The following is a 16,764-nucleotide window of genomic DNA, read 5'->3' on the forward strand; positions in this document are numbered from 1 at the left end:
AAAAGTTCGTAATATTAAACCTAATTCACGAAGGAATACATAATTGTTAAACGATGCCTTGAATTCTAGAATGATGATATTGGAATTATATTACTTTTTCAAATCCAAAATCATTCTGGGAGGTTGGCATAATGAAGCGTAGGCTTATTTACGTTCTTACGATCCTAGTAATCGTTCTAGGTTCCTGGTTGTTACTGCATAACCGAGAGAATAAGAACGCTTTAGAAAAGGAAGGAAAAGAAGTGACTAACGTGATTACTACTGACAGTAGCGCAACAGCGGCTAAAGTTACTGTCAATAATGGACAAATCCCTGTTCAGTACTTGACTCCTGCTTATAAGGTTACTGTGAAAGGAGATATTTTGTATGCGAGCAAGAAGAATGAGACAGATGCTGTAGAACCGCTGAAACTCGACCTGTACGAGCCGTCTGGCGATAATAACAAGAAGAGACCTGTATTTATTTTCATTCATGGTGGAGGTTATACAGAAGGGAATAAGAACGATGCAGCAGATTTTTCTACGGGATTGGCGAAGCGAGGATATGCTGTATTGTCCGTTGATTATAGGCTGAAAAAAGATCCATTTACTAATTTCAGCCGCACGCTTAATGACGCTTATGAAGATATAACCGATGTGATTAAATGGATCAACGATAACGCAGAGATTTACGGGATGGATGTAAGCCGTATTGTTATCGGTGGTGATTCGGCGGGGGGACATCTAGCCATAAACTTTGTCAATCAATATGTATCACAGGATCCTTCCATCATTAAATCTGTATTTTCTATTGTTGATATTTATGGCGGTGATCTGACGAAAAGTGCGGACAGCAAGCTGCCGCCGGTCCTCATCATTCATGGAACGATAGACAAACTGGTGCCGTACCAGCAAAGTGTTGACTTGGCCGAACAGCTGAAAGAGAAGGGGGTGTATCATAATCTACTCACCATGGAAGGTGTCGGACATGACTACAAGAATGATAAATACATCGATGAGATTATGGAGACGACAACACATTTTCTATGGAATGTCATGAATAGTTCTGATCTTGCAAAGCTACCAGAGAATTCCGGAATTTCGATTGCTTCCGGCGATGCCTTTGATATTAAGCTGCCTGAGGCCTATCGCATTCCTGCGAAGGAGTCGATGAACATCGATTTGCCTGAGGGCTGGATACTTCGTGAACAGGAGGAAGAAGACAGACTTCGGATACAGGTTCCGGAAGGCTTGGTACGAGGAAACGATACACTGTTTGTCTCACGAGGCGAAGATTCTAAAACGGCAATGAGCTTCGCTGTCAATGTTAACGTAATCGACCCGCTGACGGTGAAATATGAGACATTTTATGATGAAGCTGCCAAGGAATTAAAAACTCATATGGATGTTACTAATCAGTCTACGAACAATTTCAATGGTTCAGTGGAAGCCGATTATGAAACAGGACGTTCTACTCAGGGGACCTACAACGCCACTGTGGAGAATCTGGAATCAGGAAAGAGTGTGCGGTTAGAGATTCCTGAGCTTGCTAGAGGACAACGGACGCTTAAATCTTATAATGACATAGGTAATCTATTGCAGACGACGTTAGATTCCTTTAACGCGCTGTTGTTGCCAAAACTCAGTAAGCCCGTTGAAATCAATGGTAACCTATCAGATTGGAGTGATCTGGCTCGCTTTGATGTAAAGGATATCAAAATCAATGGTTGGCGAGGTGAGCAGGATATCAGTGCGACCGGTTCCTTAGCTTGGGACGCGGATAACCTTTATCTAGGGGTAGAAGTTATAGATGACAAGCATGAACAGTCGGCATCAGGTGATGCCATTTGGAGTGGGGACAGCATTCAGATTGGGATTGGCATTGCAAACTCAGACGGAACGGTACCCTCGGAGTATCATGAACTAGGTGTGGCTCGGGGAAATGCAGGGAATTTACTCAAGTGGCGCTGGCTAACACCAAGGGGATTCAATATAAATGATGCCCTAGAGCTAAAGTATGCCGTGAGTCGTTCAGATTCAACAACCAGCTACGAATTAGCCATACCCTGGCGTGAACTGAGCCATGACATTACGCAGGTGAAGCAAGGAATGAAGCTTAAGTTTTCGCTGTTGGTCAATGATAATGACGGCGAGGGGCGTAGAGGCTGGCTGGAATACAATAGTGGCATAGGTTCTTCGAAGGATGTTAATGCCTTCGGGGATCTGTACCTGATGGATTAAGAGACTATTTCATAAACGGCAGAGATGCCGTTTATTTATTTTCTCCTCAACTGGTAGGAATTTGTCTATTATTAAAGTGTCAGTTCAATTCACTAGATGGTATGATAGGAGCGGGAGGGAATTTAAAATGACCAATGAGATAACAAATGAGAACGAAGAAACATTAAACGAGAACGAGGAAATAACCAATGATCCAGAAATGTCTGAGGAGGATATGAATAAGCTAGTGATGGCTGTTCACCATAACGGTCTCGTAGCTTTGAGAGTGCACTTTCAAGACGTTGAAGGACAAGTGTTGAATATGGAGGCCTACGGCCCGGTTTTTGTTTTTCACGTAAAGTCTGAGTTAGACCATGTCTATTCTTGTGGCTTTTTTCTGCGTGAATTGATTGCAAGATTCCAATCGGGTAAGGATCCTGCAGCATGGATGGCTTCATTCTTTGTTGATCTGATGAAGATTGAGGGAGGCAAAACACTTCCAAAACCGCCTTCAAGTGAAGAAGAAGCTAAAGCGATCATAGACAATGTATTAGTTCCGCAATGTATAAAAGAAATTACCGAAGAATTTGCGCCAGAAGATGTACATGTTGGTCTAGCTTGGAACGAAAAACTAGGTCCGGTTTTCGAGGCTGGATTTCCAGCGATAAGCGATGGGAATAACGTTTGTGCGTTCCCACTGCATTTATTGTTAACGCACTTGCAATTGAATCGGGATCCTTCCGAGCTGCTTGTTCAAGGCATGTATAACATCCGCAAGGAACATGGGTTGGAGTAAAACAGGCTCTGAGCCTTGGCCATCCGTACAACAAAGAAACGGCAGAAATGCCGTTTCTTTGTTATATTTTATGAGTTTTTACAAGTGGTGTGCTGTATCCATAGGGACTAAGGAGGTTTTCTAGTGAATATCAGAGCATTATGTGAAGGGATAAAACTTGATCCAGCGGCTAGACAGCAGGTCTATGAGTTTCAGATGAAAGAGGATGAATATCTAGTTTATAAACAACATTTTTATTTTGACTGATTTTCTTTTTTTGAATCTGTGAAAGCATCGGAGGGCTATCGAAAGCTACTATTATATTTATTTGTGAGATTCGCAGTAGATGCTTATGAAGAGTATCGTATTCGTAACATTGAGGATGAGATCTATTATGATACATTCTCAGATATTCAGATCTGGTGCATGCAATGTCTACGTGATTACGGTGAATATGGTATTGAAGAATATAACTGGCTGCAAGAGCATGTTCAGCTTCGTTTATTTCGTTTGGGAAGAATGCAATTTCAACCTTTTGCGATGGACCGCGATTTAGTTGTTGATGGTTGTAAAATCTTTACCAATCAAATCGTGCTTAATGTGCACATTCCAGCGGGAGAGCCTTTATCCGTTCAAAGTGTCGAGGAATCCTTTCAGTTAGCCAGAGTTTTTTTTAGAGGTATAACTCCAGTGTTTATTTGTCATTCATGGCTGCTTGATCCGGAATTAAGTGAGATCATGAACCCAGAATCGAACATTATTCAGTTTCAAAGTCGGTTCTACATTTATGAAGTCGATAAAAGTTCCAAGGAAGCAGAAGAAAGAATATTTAGTAAACTAAGTATGACCCCTCAAGAGTACGAAGAGAACACCCAACTGCAACGGCGTGCAAAAGCCTTTTTAATTGCAGGAGGTAAACTAGGAAGTGGCTATGGGATTAAAGTACATAAGTAAGGTTGAAATCTTGGCATATTACGGATAGAGAAGACGTACACTGCAAATGAAGTGATGCGTTAACCTGACTCTGGCTGTAATAGCTGGTTTTGGGGATAGTGTTTTGTTTTATCCAAAAACGAAACCGGTTTCAAATGTACGAGCGCGCCGTGCAATGAAATCAATAAGATCAAAGAGGTGATTCCATTGGGCTGACCCTGGGCAGATATCGTCTTAAGCATTCCTGTGTCCTATAATTTTTTCATTTATTAGGAGGAGACGATGATGTTGAGAAAAGGAAAAATGCTAAGTCTATTTCTGCTGTTTACACTCATGATTGCTCTAGTGCCTACAGGTAATTCAAGTGCAGCCTCGAACTGGAATCTGGTATGGAGTGATGAATTTGATGGGAATTCTCTAAATACTGGTAATTGGTCCGCTGAAATCGGCACAGGGAGCGGTGGCTGGGGTAACAATGAACTTCAGTACTATACTAGTCGTCCGCAGAACCTGCAAGTTACGGGTGGAAATCTGGTTATTACAGCGCAAAAAGAATCCTACGGTGGAATGAATTACACCTCTGCACGGATTAAAACACAAGGACTCAAAAGTTTTACCTATGGGAAAATCGAAGCTAGAATCAAGGTGCCTTCAGGTCAAGGACTCTGGCCGGCATTTTGGATGCTTGGATCAAATATTGATACAGTAGGTTGGCCTAAATCCGGTGAAACAGACATTATGGAACGTGTGAACAATAATGCTTTTGTTAATGGGACGGTACACTGGGATGCCAATGGGCATGCCGAGTATGGGCAGGTATCCGGAAATCTGGATTTCTCTCAATACCATGTGTACAGTGTTGAATGGGATGCGAATTATATCAAGTGGTTTGTAGATGGCAACCAATTTAATGCTTTTTATATCGAGAATGGAACGGGAAATACGGAGGAGTTCCAAAAACCCTTCTTTATCCTGCTAAACCTTGCTGTTGGTGGGAATTGGCCTGGAAGTCCAAACGCTTCAACTGCTTTCCCGGCGCAAATGCTGGTTGATTATGTACGTGTGTATCAATCCGCGCCTACCTCAAACATCGTTAGTGGTGGGATTTATACTTTAGCCGACAAGGCTAGTGGCAAGGTTCTGGACGTAGTGGATGTATCCACAGCAAGTGGGGCAAAGATGCAGCAATGGACCAATTACACAGCCAATAATCAGAAATTTAAGGTGGAAAGTACAGGAGACGGCTACTATAAGCTGACAGCAGTGCATAGTGGAAAAGTATTGGATGTGCCGAACTCATCAACCGCCAGCGGCGTACAGTTGCAGCAATGGGATGACAATGGTACCAACGCTCAGCGGTGGAGCATTGTAGATGTAGGGGGTGGCTACTACAAACTAATTTCTAAAGTGAGTGGATTAGCTATGGATGTAAACGGAGCCTCAACGGCAGATGGCGCAGCGGTTCAGCAGTGGACGGATAATGGAAGCGATGCTCAGAAATGGTTTTTTACTAAAGTGAACTAAAGGATCTATTATACGATCATGTTTAAGAAAAAAGGCAGAGATGCCGTTTTTTAGAATGATGAGAAACCCAATTCACTGGATGGCCTTGGGTTTCTCGAGATCCTGAGCCCCTATCTAATAGGGGCTGCTTTTTAGCGTTTAATACGTCGTTGATATTGAATTCTTGTGTTGATTACTGTCCCTTTTCTTCTCCTAATCGTTCTAATTAATTTCAATTGAAACAGCGAAAGGGGCGAGATTCTTGTGCGAATAATTTTAATTCTACGTTTATAAATGATTCGTCTATTACTTTTTTGTATGAACCGCCGCTTAACATAGCTGACCTTCCGTCTTCTTCGTTTTAATTTGGCTTTAAAAGCTCTCCAAGGAGTTAGATTTAGGAACTTACGATATAGCGCAAATCCTGAGGAATCTTTATTCCAGCATTTCTCATCCCCGGCAAAATGGACAATTTTATTATTGTAGTCATGATCTGGGATGGCCATGTTAAATGAATTAAAACGGATATCGAGAGGGAGGTAATTCGCTCCAAAAACTGCATTTAGAACATCCTGGTCAGGCATGGTGACATCAGGGAAAGTGCGCAAGAAGTTCAGCATCTCTTGGTACCAGTTCGTATTCTGGCGGATATTATTCAAAGCAAATACGATCACTCCAGAATTAAAATAAATCTCAGGATTCAGCCCTTTGGCGCTCACAATAGGTGCAACATCCATAATGCCCTGATCCCAAATCGCCCCTAAATATTTTTCGTTCAGCTCGACCTGCCACAGCTCCGCGATGTCTATGTTTACCAATACATCACAATCCAGATAAATAATTTTGTCAGCAGGAATTAACGCGGGAAGCAGCAATCGGTACATACTTGCATGTGTCCACATATCGATAGAATTAATATTGGCAAGAACCTGGAGCATATCTTCGGGTAAAGTAATCGAATAAAAGCTAATCGTATGCTGATGTTTAGTGGTTAATCTGGCGAGCTTTCGCTTGTTAACTTCGGTTAAAGAGGCATCATGTAAAATATGAACATGGATTGGGGAACTTGTATGATGAAAAACTGACGCTAAAACGACACCGGCATGCTCTACATACTTTCCATCCTTATCTTGAAAGGCCAAGGCAATTTCGATCATTTGATTTATCCTCTCTCTACATTAGTGTACGAATGTACCACAGTATACGTTTGCCCTGGCGAGAGGATAAAGGCATTACACCTACGATATTCACCCAATTTATTTTGCATATAAAAAAACCAAGCTCTGCAAATCAGAGGCTTGGTTCATGAAAGCACTTATTTATTTTCGCAGCTTAATACGATCTATGTGATGATTGTTATTTTTAAATAGTATAAGATCTGCACGATTTCTGGTAGGCAAAATATTGTGTATCAAATTTTCAAAATTGATTTCTTTCCATATTCTTTTCGAGATCTCGATAGATTCTTCTAGTGATAACTGTGCATATTTTTTAAAATAAGATAGCTCATCTTGGAAAGCGGTATCTCTAAGCTTAATAAACCGGTCAATATACCATTTCTCAATATTATTCACATCAGCATCCACATAAATTGAAAAATCAAAGAAATCAGATACAAAATAGTTTGGCATACTTTGATTAATTGTCAAACTAGTCTGAAGAACATTTAATCCTTCAACAATTAGGATGTCCGGGTTCTCGATCGTAATACATTCATTTGGCACGATATCATAAGTTAGATGCGAGTATACAGGACTTTGAACACCCGAAACACCAGACTTCACTTTAGTTAAAAATGAAATTAAACTACGTGTGTCATAGCTTTCAGGAAATCCCTTTTTCTTCATGATTCCACGCTTTTCCAGCTCAGCATTGGGAAGTAGGAACCCGTCAGTCGTAACTAAATCTACTTTTGGATGAGAAGGTAATTGAGAGAGGAGCTTCTGAAGAAGTCTAGCGGTTGTACTCTTGCCAACAGCGACACTTCCGGCGATGCCTATGATAAATGGACCTTTTTTAAGATCGTTATTAAGAAAGTGATTTATAGAATCTTTAAATGTATGAGAGGCTTGAAGCTGCAAATGTATCAATTGGGACAGAGGAAGATAGACCTCATTTACATCCTCAATCGAAATTTTATCGTTAATACTTTGGATATCGCTAAGCTCTTCTTCTGATAATTGGATAGCGGTGAAATCGCTTAGCTTCTTCCAATCCTCACGTAAATAAAGTGTATATGCTGAATTATTCACCATTAAAGTTTCCACATCCCTGAGTTTTTTAAAGATTCACCTGCACTTAGGTATTATAACCGTTCATTCAACTTGATTCCATTCATAGCAATCGACATTAGTATGGACATTATGGAGAATTTATTTCAATAAATAGGAAAATAAATTAAAATATAGTGAACGAGGAAGAATGGAGTGGAACCATGGGAGTTTTTCGAAAAGTTGAAGTATTAACGGATTACACGCGCAAGGGTACGTTCCAAGAAGAGTCAGAGCCCAGAAAAACCGTGATAAGTATTTATTATCCGGATACGGATGGTTTGCTCGATAACAACGAATCTAAAATGAAATATATGGATCTTTTCCGGCCCTGTGAACAACAAGCAAGAGAAATTCTACAAGATATTGGAATGAATATGGATATCATAGATGGATTATCTACCTCAATCAGCGAGGGAGCATTGCAACAAAAATCCAAACGATCCTATCCTGTCATTATCTACTCTCCTGCACTAGGCTTAGATAGAGATATGTATATTTACAATATACAAGCGCTGGTAAAGCTAGAATTCATAGTGGTAACCGTCAGTGCTGCTTATGAAGCCATGTTTACAGTTAGTCCAAGTGGAGAATTTATGAATCAATCAGAGGTCATGAGGACAATACAGGCTACAGATTATAGCGAATTACATCACTTAATTTCTATTCGAAAAAAGGATATAAAGTATGTATTAGATCACCTATCGAATCTGAATTCAAGAATGGAAAGTTTTGATATGAACAAGGTTGGCATTATTGGACATTCAATCGGCGGTGCTACTGCATTAGATTTAACTATGGAAGATGATAGAATTAAAGCCGCAGTTTTATTAGATGCAAGTATGCATTTATATATTGAGAATGAAGTGAAGAATACGGTACCCCTACTTGTATTAAGGCAAAAAGCTTCTACATTAGAAGCCTTAAGTAATATTTTACAGGAAAAAATAGCAAATGATTTCATCAAAGGACAAGAGAAGCTTTTTCGGAATTGGAATGGATATAAGTCTTTTTTGAAAATACGAAAGGCAACGCATATGTCCTTTAGTGATATGCCTCTTTTTGAGGAGGACGAAACTTTATATCATAGAACTTGTGGGATTCATAATCAGATAAATGAGCTTGTCGCTAAGTTTCTTCAAGAGCATTTATTAAATCAGGGGAATGCTTATTCTACATTCATTAGTCATAATCATAGTGATTTCTGTGAGATCAATGGCAGTGGAGATGAAATTTTGTGAACTAGCATACAGGATTTCAAGGGATGTTCGTGTGGGCAAGAAGCTATGTGCTCTCTTCTGAAAAATAAGAAAAACGGCCGAGGGCCGTTTTTTTATCCTTTAATCCCAAAAGCAATCCAGCGCCCATCAACATCTTCAATAACAAATTCCTTGTTATTATAGTCGGTGTTTGCTAATGCTCGGACAATGTTAACACCAGCCGCTTCAAATTCTTTCTTCAGCTGTTCTTGCTGTTTCGTAATAAAATAGGCATCGTAACCATAGCCATACAATTCTCGATTAGGAATAACCCTTTGTCCTTGGGATTGAGTAAGGATAATTTCTGTATCATCACGATAGAGGCAAACATGCGGTTCTTCCGTATCTAAATAGGGCACAACTTGAAAGCCTAAGTACTGATTGTAATAAGCAGCGGTGCGCTCAATATTCAGGGTAGGAAAGATACTATGTGATTGTAAAAGCTTTTTGTCCACTTGTGAGTTCATCCTTTCTAAGAAAATAGATACCCATATATTACCTTGCGACAAAGATTTCAACAATACGTGGAGTTATTAAACCGCAGGAGACATTCATGGTTGACACCATAGATATTCTATAATAATATACATGCATGAGCATACATTAATTAATTTCTGCTAAAACATGTTTTTAATGTTCATAATAAATTTAGTTTTTTATAAAGAGGAGAGATATCATGAAGAACTTGTTTACCCCTTATGAAATGAAGGATTTGAAATTGAAGAACCGCGTGGTTATGCCTCCAATGTGTCAGTATTCAGTGACTAACAAGGACGGAATTGCTACCGATTGGCATTATAATCATTACGTAAGCCGCGCCATTGGAGGAACAGGATTAATTATTATTGAAATGACCGATGTAGAGCCTGATGGCCGAATTACAGATTTTGACCTTGGCATTTGGTCCGATGAGCAAATACCTGCATTGGCTAGAATTGTTGATGCTTGTCATGCTTATGGAGCAAAAGTAGGTATTCAAATTGCTCATGCTGGGCGTAAGGCAGAAGATGCAGCAGTTCCTGTATCCTCTTCTGCCGTTCCATTTGATGCTGACTCCAAAACACCACGTGCCCTAACGACTGAAGAAGTGAAGGGTATGGTTGAAAAATTCCGGCTCAGTGTGAAGCGTGCGATTCAAGCGGGGTTTGATGTTATCGAGCTTCATGGTGCGCACGGTTACCTTATTCATCAGTTCCATTCACCACTAACGAATCAAAGAACAGATGAATATGGCCAAGATTTGACCTTGTTTGGTACTGAAATCATTCGTGCAGCAAAAAGTGAAATGCCTGAAGGAATGCCATTGATCATGCGTATCTCAGCTCAAGAATATGTAGAGGGCGGATACGGCATTAAAGAAAGCTTGGCATTTAGTAAAGCTTATAAAGAAGCTGGCGCAGATATTTTCCATATCAGTGCAGGTGGTGAAGGTCCTATCGCGGCTGCTGGCAAGCCAGGAACACATGCGGCGTATCAAGTTCCTTTGGCAAGAGAGATCAAATATGGTTTGAATGTACCGGTGATTGCTGTAGGCAGATTGGATGAACCTGCTCTTGCTAATGCAGTCATTGGGAATGAGGAAGCAGATCTTGTTGCAGTTGGTCGGGGGATGCTGAGAAATCCATATTGGACGCTGGAGGCTGGGGTTGAGCTTCAGCAAGACCCTAGTATTCCTCGGCAGTATGCCTTTGGATTTCCTAGAATTAAAGGCTAAGGAATAATGAACTAAATGGAATCATTTGGAAAGACCGATTTCTTGGAGAAACGGTCTTTTCTCTTTTTTGGATTAAGCTTGGCACAATGGATGTGGAGTGTAGTACTATTATATAGAAGAAAAAATTCATGAATAGTCATACGCTCAGGAGATGAAGAGATAGATGGACAAAATTCTTAACAATGACCTTATCGCGAATTGGTTGACGTTAACGCATATACAAATGAATGTGACGAATGAATTAGAAGTTCATTTGCAAGCGAATCATGGATTATCTTTAAAAGAGTTCTACTTGTTATTATTCTTGTCGGAAGCCCCAGAGAAAAAACTGAAATTGCAGAAACTTGAATCCATGGTTGGTTTAAGCCAAAGTGCCGTTTCACGTTTAGTTAGCCGGTTTGAAGCCAAGGGCTGCGGAGCCTTAGAGAGAAAAGCATGCGACAGTGATCGCAGAAGTATTTATACCTCCCTAACCTCCATTGGTGAGGCCAAGCTCATCCGTGCACAAGAAACCTTTAATGAGACGCTAATGACGACATTCCCGGAAAAAGATGTGGAACAGCTTCTAGCGCAAATGCTTCGTATGAAGCAGCAATCATGAATCAGCTCAAAAAAACCTCTGTTTAGGTAAATGGATCGTATCTCCATTTCCCATGCAGAGGTTTTTTTGCGTGAGAATATCTTATTCCATTACCGCTTAGAAAGCTGGTAATAATTATAACTTTCATTTTCAATCGTAATTTCATTAATTAAGTCGAAGTCACATTTTTGTATGACTCTATTTGAGGGCGTATTGTGTACCAGAGCAATAGCGTTTAATACATCGGTAGAAGTGTGCTCAAACAAATACTTAATTAACCCCTCGGCAGCTTGTGTGGTATACCCTTTGCCGCGATGATCCTTGGATATGGCATACATGATTTCTCTGTTCGGAGCGGGTAATTCATCCTTCATTCCTGTACAGCACCAACCGATAAACTCATTCGTCTCTTTTAAAATAATGCCTAAACGAAGACGAAGCTCCCCGATATTTCCATCCGCTGAGACCGCTTGTAGAAACTGTTGATTTTCTTTTATTTCATAGTTTATTAACCAATCTAGCCGTTGTTCTTTAGGGACATTCCAGTCGGGCAGAAATTCTATGATTTCAGGCTGCGTGGTAAGTGCGTGAAACTCGTCTAAATCCTCCACTCTAAACTCTCGTAACAGGATATCTTTACATTCAATTGTAAATAAATCGCGTTTTGTTGTTTCATAACCTACATGGTTATTCATATTTCATCTCTCCTTCATACATTCAAATTCATTTTATCATGAATAAAAGGGTCTATTTGGTAATTTTTAATTATAAAAAAGTTTTCTTTTATTTCACACAAATATTAATTAGTTAATATATTAATTGATTATAAAGTGTGTTATTATGTTTCGTATAAAGGTTAAATGATTCACGGATGGGGCGGTTTTGTCGTAGTAATCAGTAGATTGGTTAGGCTTTTATGATTTCTAATACAAAATATGACAGGTGATCTTCTATGAACAATGACAACAGTAATAAATCTATTAATGGTAATTTGATAGCGCATTATAAGTTTGATAACCCCGATCATGTGGGTCAAGATTACTCAGGGAATGGGAACGATGGAACCGCTTCAGGGACTAAGCTGCCATCCATACAGACTGTAGCGGGTAGAAGTGCTGTTTCACTAGCGGGTGGAGAACATGGCACATCCTATATTTCTTTGCCAGATGATCTTCTTAAAGAAGTCAGCGACCAAGCTGGCCTTACTGTCTCGACTTGGATGCATGTAAGTACTGGCGGGAGTTTATGGGAAAGACTGTTCGATTTCGGCAAAGGCGAGACAGGACCCTATATTTTTTTAACGCGTAATTTCCGGGGGACTTGTTTTGCGGGGGAAGATTTAGTCGCAGATCCTGGTAAATCCTTTGCTGCTGGTGAATGGGTGCACGTTGCCTTTGCGGTCACAGGAACAAAAGGTGGAACACTAAGCAGTGCAGGACCTGTGATGTATGTCAATGGTGAGATCGTTGCGGATGGAATGATAAGTCAGACTTCTAGCGGTACATATGCTAAGCTACGCACGTGGTTTGCTACATTTGAGGATCAAGTGAATTATAGTAACAATACGATCGGCAAGTCCCAGTACGCTGCAGATGTAGATTTTGGCGGCTCTCTTTCGGACTTCCGTGTATATAAAGCGGGATTAACGCAGGACGAAGTGATTGAGATTATGTGTGAGTCTTTGACAGATGAAGAGATCGTTAAGCTCGCAAAAGATAAATATTTAACCTTCACTAGTTCAATCATCACCAAAGATATCGAATTACCAGCTTCGCTCATGGGTGGAAAAGTTGACGTGTCCTGGGTATCCAGTGACTCAGCAATTATTTCTAATGCGGGAGTTGTAAATAAAACCGTCCATTCTGCTAAAGGTGTAACGCTTACAGCAGTTTTGAAAAAAGGTGACAGTACAGTAGAGAAGAGCTTCACCGTATCTGTGCTTCCAGAAGGTTTGCCACCCTACACCTTAACGATCGATGGAAACCATGAGATTTTGGATGTTAGCGAAGTTCTATATGGCCTATTCTATGAAGATATTAATAATGCGGCAGATGGTGGAATTTATGCAGAGTTAGTGCAGAATCGTTCCTTTGAGTCGTTTGCTTTTGACAGCTATTCGCATGTATGTGGTGTGCATGGGACTTCAACAGGAAGAAATTATACACCTCTTCATGCATGGTCCGGTGACACGGACAAAATGACGGTTCATCATACAGGCGGATTAAATGATTTCTTCGGAATCGAAGATAAAGATATGAATGCTCATTATGTGACAGTGGCAGATGGCGCAACGATCAATAACAGAGGCTTTGCGGATTCCAATCAGCACTGCTCAATGTTTATTAAGAAGGATGCTAAGTATAACTTCACGATTTGGGCGAAGGCTGAGGCAGCGGGAACAATCACCCTGCAATTGCTCGACAAAGATGGTAAAGCCATTAGCGATACAACGGTAGTTGAGGTGTACGGTGACGGTAACTGGAAGAAATATGGTGTAGATTCTAAGTATGTATTAACAGGATCTGAAACTATACTCGGTCAGCTGGCGTTAACCTTTAACGGTGAGATTTCCATTGATATGGTCTCCTTAATGCCGGAAGATGTTTGGGGCGCTGGGGAAGAAGAACGTTCTGCTACAGCTCACGCTAACTATAAGGGGAATTCGAACTATAGATTAAGAAAAGACTTAGTGAATGCACTTGTTGATCTTCATCCAACATTCTTACGTTTCCCGGGGGGCTGTATTTCTGAAGGCTCTCACATTTGGGAGAATGTGTACGATTGGAAAGAGTCTGTCAACGATATTGAGCTTCGCAAAGAGAACTATAATGTATGGGGCTATATGATGACCATGGGTCTTGGATATATGGAGTATTTTCAATTAGCCGAAGATTTGAATGCAACACCACTTCCGGTTATGGCCTGCGGCGTACTGTGTCAAGCTCGTTCGGATTATGCGAATCCAGCTGGCGGTGCGTTAAGAGATTATTATGTGAAGAACTTTACGGATCTGATTGATTTCGCGATTAGCATGGATTTTGACAATAACGAGTGGGCCGCTTTGCGTAAAAAGATGGGCCATGAAGCAGCGTTTGACCTGCGTTACTTGGGCGTGGGGAATGAAAACTGGGGAACAGAGTTTTTTGCCAACTTCGAGTATTTTAAAACAACGATTGATGAATATATGGTGAAAAACTACCCTGATCATGAACTGACTATTCTTTCTACGGTTGGCGCACAAGCAGATGACGATGCTTATCAGCAAGGCTGGAAATTCCTAAGCGGAAATCTACAGGGCTCGGAACAGATCAGCTTCACGGATGGAACATCGAGTATTGAAGAGACGGTTACCTGGTATGAGAAACAAAAGAACTACATGGATACGATTGCGGACGAGCATTACTACCGTTCCAACGAGTATTTGTTAGAGAATGCGGATCGCTACAATTACTATTACAGAGCTTATAAAGAAGACGGCAGCTTGGACGAGGCTGAAACTTCGAAGGTTTTTGTGGGTGAATATGCTTCGATAGATAAAAATACTTTGGCAGGAGCGATTGCTGAAGCGGCGATTATGTCCAGCTTCGAGAATAACTCTGATGTGATTAGACTAGCTGCAACGGCACCATTGTTCAATAAGGTATTAACAGATGGAACCTACAGATGGACACCAGATTGCATCTGGTTCGATGATGAAACTGTATGGTACACGCCGAACTACTATGTTCAACAGCTGTACGCAAAATATCTCGGCACCAAAGTGGTTGGCACATCGTTCTCGACATATCGCAACGGGGAAAAGGTAGACCTCATTCCTCACGGAGGAATTGAAGTGGCTGCCGGAAAATCATCTGTAGTTGTGAAGCGGGTGAAGGTTACTTCGAATACGGATGGCAGCGTTATGTTAGAGCAAGATTTTACACAGCCGCTGCATGAAGCTTGGAAAGTCATTCCTGGTTCTGCCGGATATACGATTGATCCTTCCAAAGGTCTAGTCTTGAAGGCACAGAACAGCGGGCTGAATGGATTGTATATTCTCAATGACGCGTGGACTAATTATAAAGTAGAGGTCGTTCTTGAAAAAGCTTCCGGCGAAGATGGCTTCTATGTAGGTGCAGGTCTGACAGACATTTCACCGGAAAATAAAGATGTTATCGAATATGCGATTGGCTATAATGGCGATGCCACAGGAGTCAAGGTGTACAAGCAAGGAATTGAGGCCTATACTCTCGGCGATTATTCCTCTAGTACAGCAGCGGGTAACCTAAGAGCTAGTTGCTATGAAGAGCTAGCGGATCATACGGAATATACCATCACTGTTAATTATGGTGGAGCAGATGGCAAGCATTTGATTTGCTCTTACACAGATGGCAAGGCAACAAGCAAAGTGCTTGATTATAAGCTCGAAGCGTATAACAGAGAAGTATACAATTCCGTTACTAAAGATGATAAGCATCTCTATGTGAAGCTTGTGAATGCGGATCGTGTAGAGAAAGCAACGAAGCTTGATCTGAAAGGCTTAAACGTAGCTACTACCGGTAAATGGATTACTTTAACGGGCGATGCTTCGCTAGTTCACACACCTAATGTGAACAGAAAAAATGATGAGAAGGTTACTCCAGTTGAAACGGAAATCAGGTTTGATAAAGACACTGCAATTGTAAATCTTGCTGCCCATTCTGTGAACGTGATTGTTCTGGATCTTATTTAATAGAAAAGATAGCATTCAGCGCGCGCCGATAATACTTCGGCGCGTGTTGTTGTTTAGGAAGGCTTGTAATCGGTTGATGTTTATATAGGGAGAACTGTCCACTTCTTGATGAATCTCTGAATCTAACATACACTGGTGAAAGCACAATCACCCGAATGACTCTCCATCCTGCGATCCTCCCAGAATATTTTTCACCACACTAATGCTTTCATTTCACGAGAATATAGTTCATATCTTGCCCCTATAGGAGGATGATACAATGATGAAATCATTCAAAACGGACTGGAAAGCAAATCTAAAAAATCCACAAACGATTATGGCTTTGTTTACTTATCGTTTTGGAAATTGGGTGTATTATCGGGTGAAAAGTGGCCTGATCCGCAAACCTTTGTGGCTCCTATATCGCATAATGGATGTGCTGTTTGTCCGAATTGTTGCCAGTGGAGAGCTTCATGCAGAGGCTCAAATTGGTGATGCGCTTCATTTACCACATGGGTTAAATGGCATTATCATTAGTCCTAAAGCGGTGATTGGCAACAACGCTACTATTTTTCACCAAGTGACCATTGGGGGGCGAAATAACTTAGGGGAACCCGTGATTGGTGATAGAGCATTTATCGGAGTAGGTTCTAAGATACTAGGCCCGATTACGCTGGGGAACGATGTTAATATCGGAGCTATGTCTGTTGTGGTTAAGGATGTGCCGGATAATGCTTCGGCAGTAGGGATTCCTGCCAGAAATATTTTGCGAGATGAACCCAAACCTGAGAATACAAGATAACGGCGGGATGTTCTATTACATAGGGTATTGCTTTATTTTA

At 40.9% G+C, this 16,764-nt stretch carries 14 protein-coding genes; 10 read left to right on the plus strand and 4 right to left on the minus strand.

Annotated features, from left to right (window positions below; genetic code table 11):
* The first annotated feature begins 131 nt into the window (after positions 1 to 131).
* From PAENI_RS06415 to PAENI_RS06430, 5 genes are all read left to right on the plus strand, one after another.
* Positions 132 to 2,219, plus strand: coding sequence for an alpha/beta hydrolase fold domain-containing protein (locus PAENI_RS06415; RefSeq protein WP_149644704.1), 2,088 nt, complete (start codon positions 132 to 134; stop codon positions 2,217 to 2,219).
* A 127-nt stretch (positions 2,220 to 2,346) separates the two neighbouring features.
* Positions 2,347 to 2,994: a hypothetical protein gene (locus PAENI_RS06420; protein ID WP_042186601.1), complete on the plus strand. Its 648-nt coding sequence runs from the start codon at positions 2,347 to 2,349 to the stop codon at positions 2,992 to 2,994.
* A 123-nt stretch (positions 2,995 to 3,117) separates the two neighbouring features.
* Positions 3,118 to 3,240, plus strand: coding sequence for a hypothetical protein (locus PAENI_RS32525; RefSeq protein ID WP_262495528.1), 123 nt, complete (start codon positions 3,118 to 3,120; stop codon positions 3,238 to 3,240).
* A gap of 18 nt (positions 3,241 to 3,258) precedes the next feature.
* Positions 3,259 to 3,927 carry an acyltransferase domain-containing protein gene (locus PAENI_RS06425; RefSeq protein WP_149644705.1) on the plus strand — a complete coding sequence of 223 codons (669 nt, stop codon included), beginning with the start codon at positions 3,259 to 3,261 and terminating at the stop codon, positions 3,925 to 3,927.
* A gap of 261 nt (positions 3,928 to 4,188) precedes the next feature.
* Complete coding sequence (locus PAENI_RS06430) at positions 4,189 to 5,430, plus strand: RICIN domain-containing protein (protein WP_410477458.1); 1,242 nt, start codon at positions 4,189 to 4,191, stop codon at positions 5,428 to 5,430.
* 131 nt (positions 5,431 to 5,561) lie between these two features.
* Here the strand turns inward: PAENI_RS06430 and PAENI_RS06435 are convergent, their stop codons facing one another.
* Both PAENI_RS06435 and coaA read right to left on the minus strand, forming a co-directional pair.
* Complete coding sequence (locus PAENI_RS06435) at positions 5,562 to 6,566, minus strand: glycosyltransferase family 8 protein (RefSeq protein WP_149644706.1); 1,005 nt, start codon at positions 6,564 to 6,566, stop codon at positions 5,562 to 5,564.
* Positions 6,567 to 6,728: 162 nt separating this feature from the next.
* On the minus strand, positions 6,729 to 7,664 hold the full coding sequence (coaA, locus tag PAENI_RS06440) for a type I pantothenate kinase (RefSeq protein ID WP_149644707.1): 936 nt from the start codon (positions 7,662 to 7,664) through the stop codon (positions 6,729 to 6,731).
* Positions 7,665 to 7,816: 152 nt separating this feature from the next.
* On the opposite strand from coaA, the gene PAENI_RS06445 reads away from it, so the two are divergent.
* The gene (locus PAENI_RS06445) at positions 7,817 to 8,920 is read left to right on the plus strand and encodes an alpha/beta hydrolase family protein (RefSeq protein ID WP_223178914.1); all 1,104 of its coding nucleotides are present in this window, start codon (positions 7,817 to 7,819) and stop codon (positions 8,918 to 8,920) included.
* 92 nt (positions 8,921 to 9,012) lie between these two features.
* On the opposite strand, the gene PAENI_RS06450 is transcribed toward PAENI_RS06445, so the two are convergent.
* The gene (locus PAENI_RS06450; protein WP_223178915.1) at positions 9,013 to 9,393 is read right to left on the minus strand and encodes a VOC family protein; all 381 of its coding nucleotides are present in this window, start codon (positions 9,391 to 9,393) and stop codon (positions 9,013 to 9,015) included.
* A gap of 221 nt (positions 9,394 to 9,614) precedes the next feature.
* Between PAENI_RS06450 and PAENI_RS06455 the strand changes: the two genes are divergently transcribed.
* Together PAENI_RS06455 and PAENI_RS06460 are read left to right on the plus strand one after the other, a co-directional pair.
* Complete coding sequence (locus PAENI_RS06455; RefSeq protein ID WP_076120013.1) at positions 9,615 to 10,652, plus strand: NADH:flavin oxidoreductase/NADH oxidase; 1,038 nt, start codon at positions 9,615 to 9,617, stop codon at positions 10,650 to 10,652.
* 163 nt (positions 10,653 to 10,815) lie between these two features.
* Entirely contained in the window at positions 10,816 to 11,253 is a 438-nt protein-coding gene (locus PAENI_RS06460; protein ID WP_149644710.1) for a MarR family winged helix-turn-helix transcriptional regulator, read from the plus strand.
* 89 nt (positions 11,254 to 11,342) lie between these two features.
* Here the strand turns inward: PAENI_RS06460 and PAENI_RS06465 are convergent, their stop codons facing one another.
* Positions 11,343 to 11,927: a GNAT family N-acetyltransferase gene (locus PAENI_RS06465; protein WP_149644711.1), complete on the minus strand. Its 585-nt coding sequence runs from the start codon at positions 11,925 to 11,927 to the stop codon at positions 11,343 to 11,345.
* A 257-nt stretch (positions 11,928 to 12,184) separates the two neighbouring features.
* Between PAENI_RS06465 and PAENI_RS06470 the strand changes: the two genes are divergently transcribed.
* Positions 12,185 to 15,943: an alpha-L-arabinofuranosidase C-terminal domain-containing protein gene (locus PAENI_RS06470; protein ID WP_149644712.1), complete on the plus strand. Its 3,759-nt coding sequence runs from the start codon at positions 12,185 to 12,187 to the stop codon at positions 15,941 to 15,943.
* A gap of 259 nt (positions 15,944 to 16,202) precedes the next feature.
* Positions 16,203 to 16,724, plus strand: coding sequence for a serine O-acetyltransferase (locus PAENI_RS06475; RefSeq protein ID WP_149644713.1), 522 nt, complete (start codon positions 16,203 to 16,205; stop codon positions 16,722 to 16,724).
* Positions 16,725 to 16,764 lie beyond the last annotated feature (40 nt).

It is taken from the genome of Paenibacillus sp. B2(2019) (genome assembly GCF_008370385.1).
Classification (GTDB): Bacteria; Bacillota; Bacilli; order Paenibacillales; family Paenibacillaceae; genus Paenibacillus_AQ.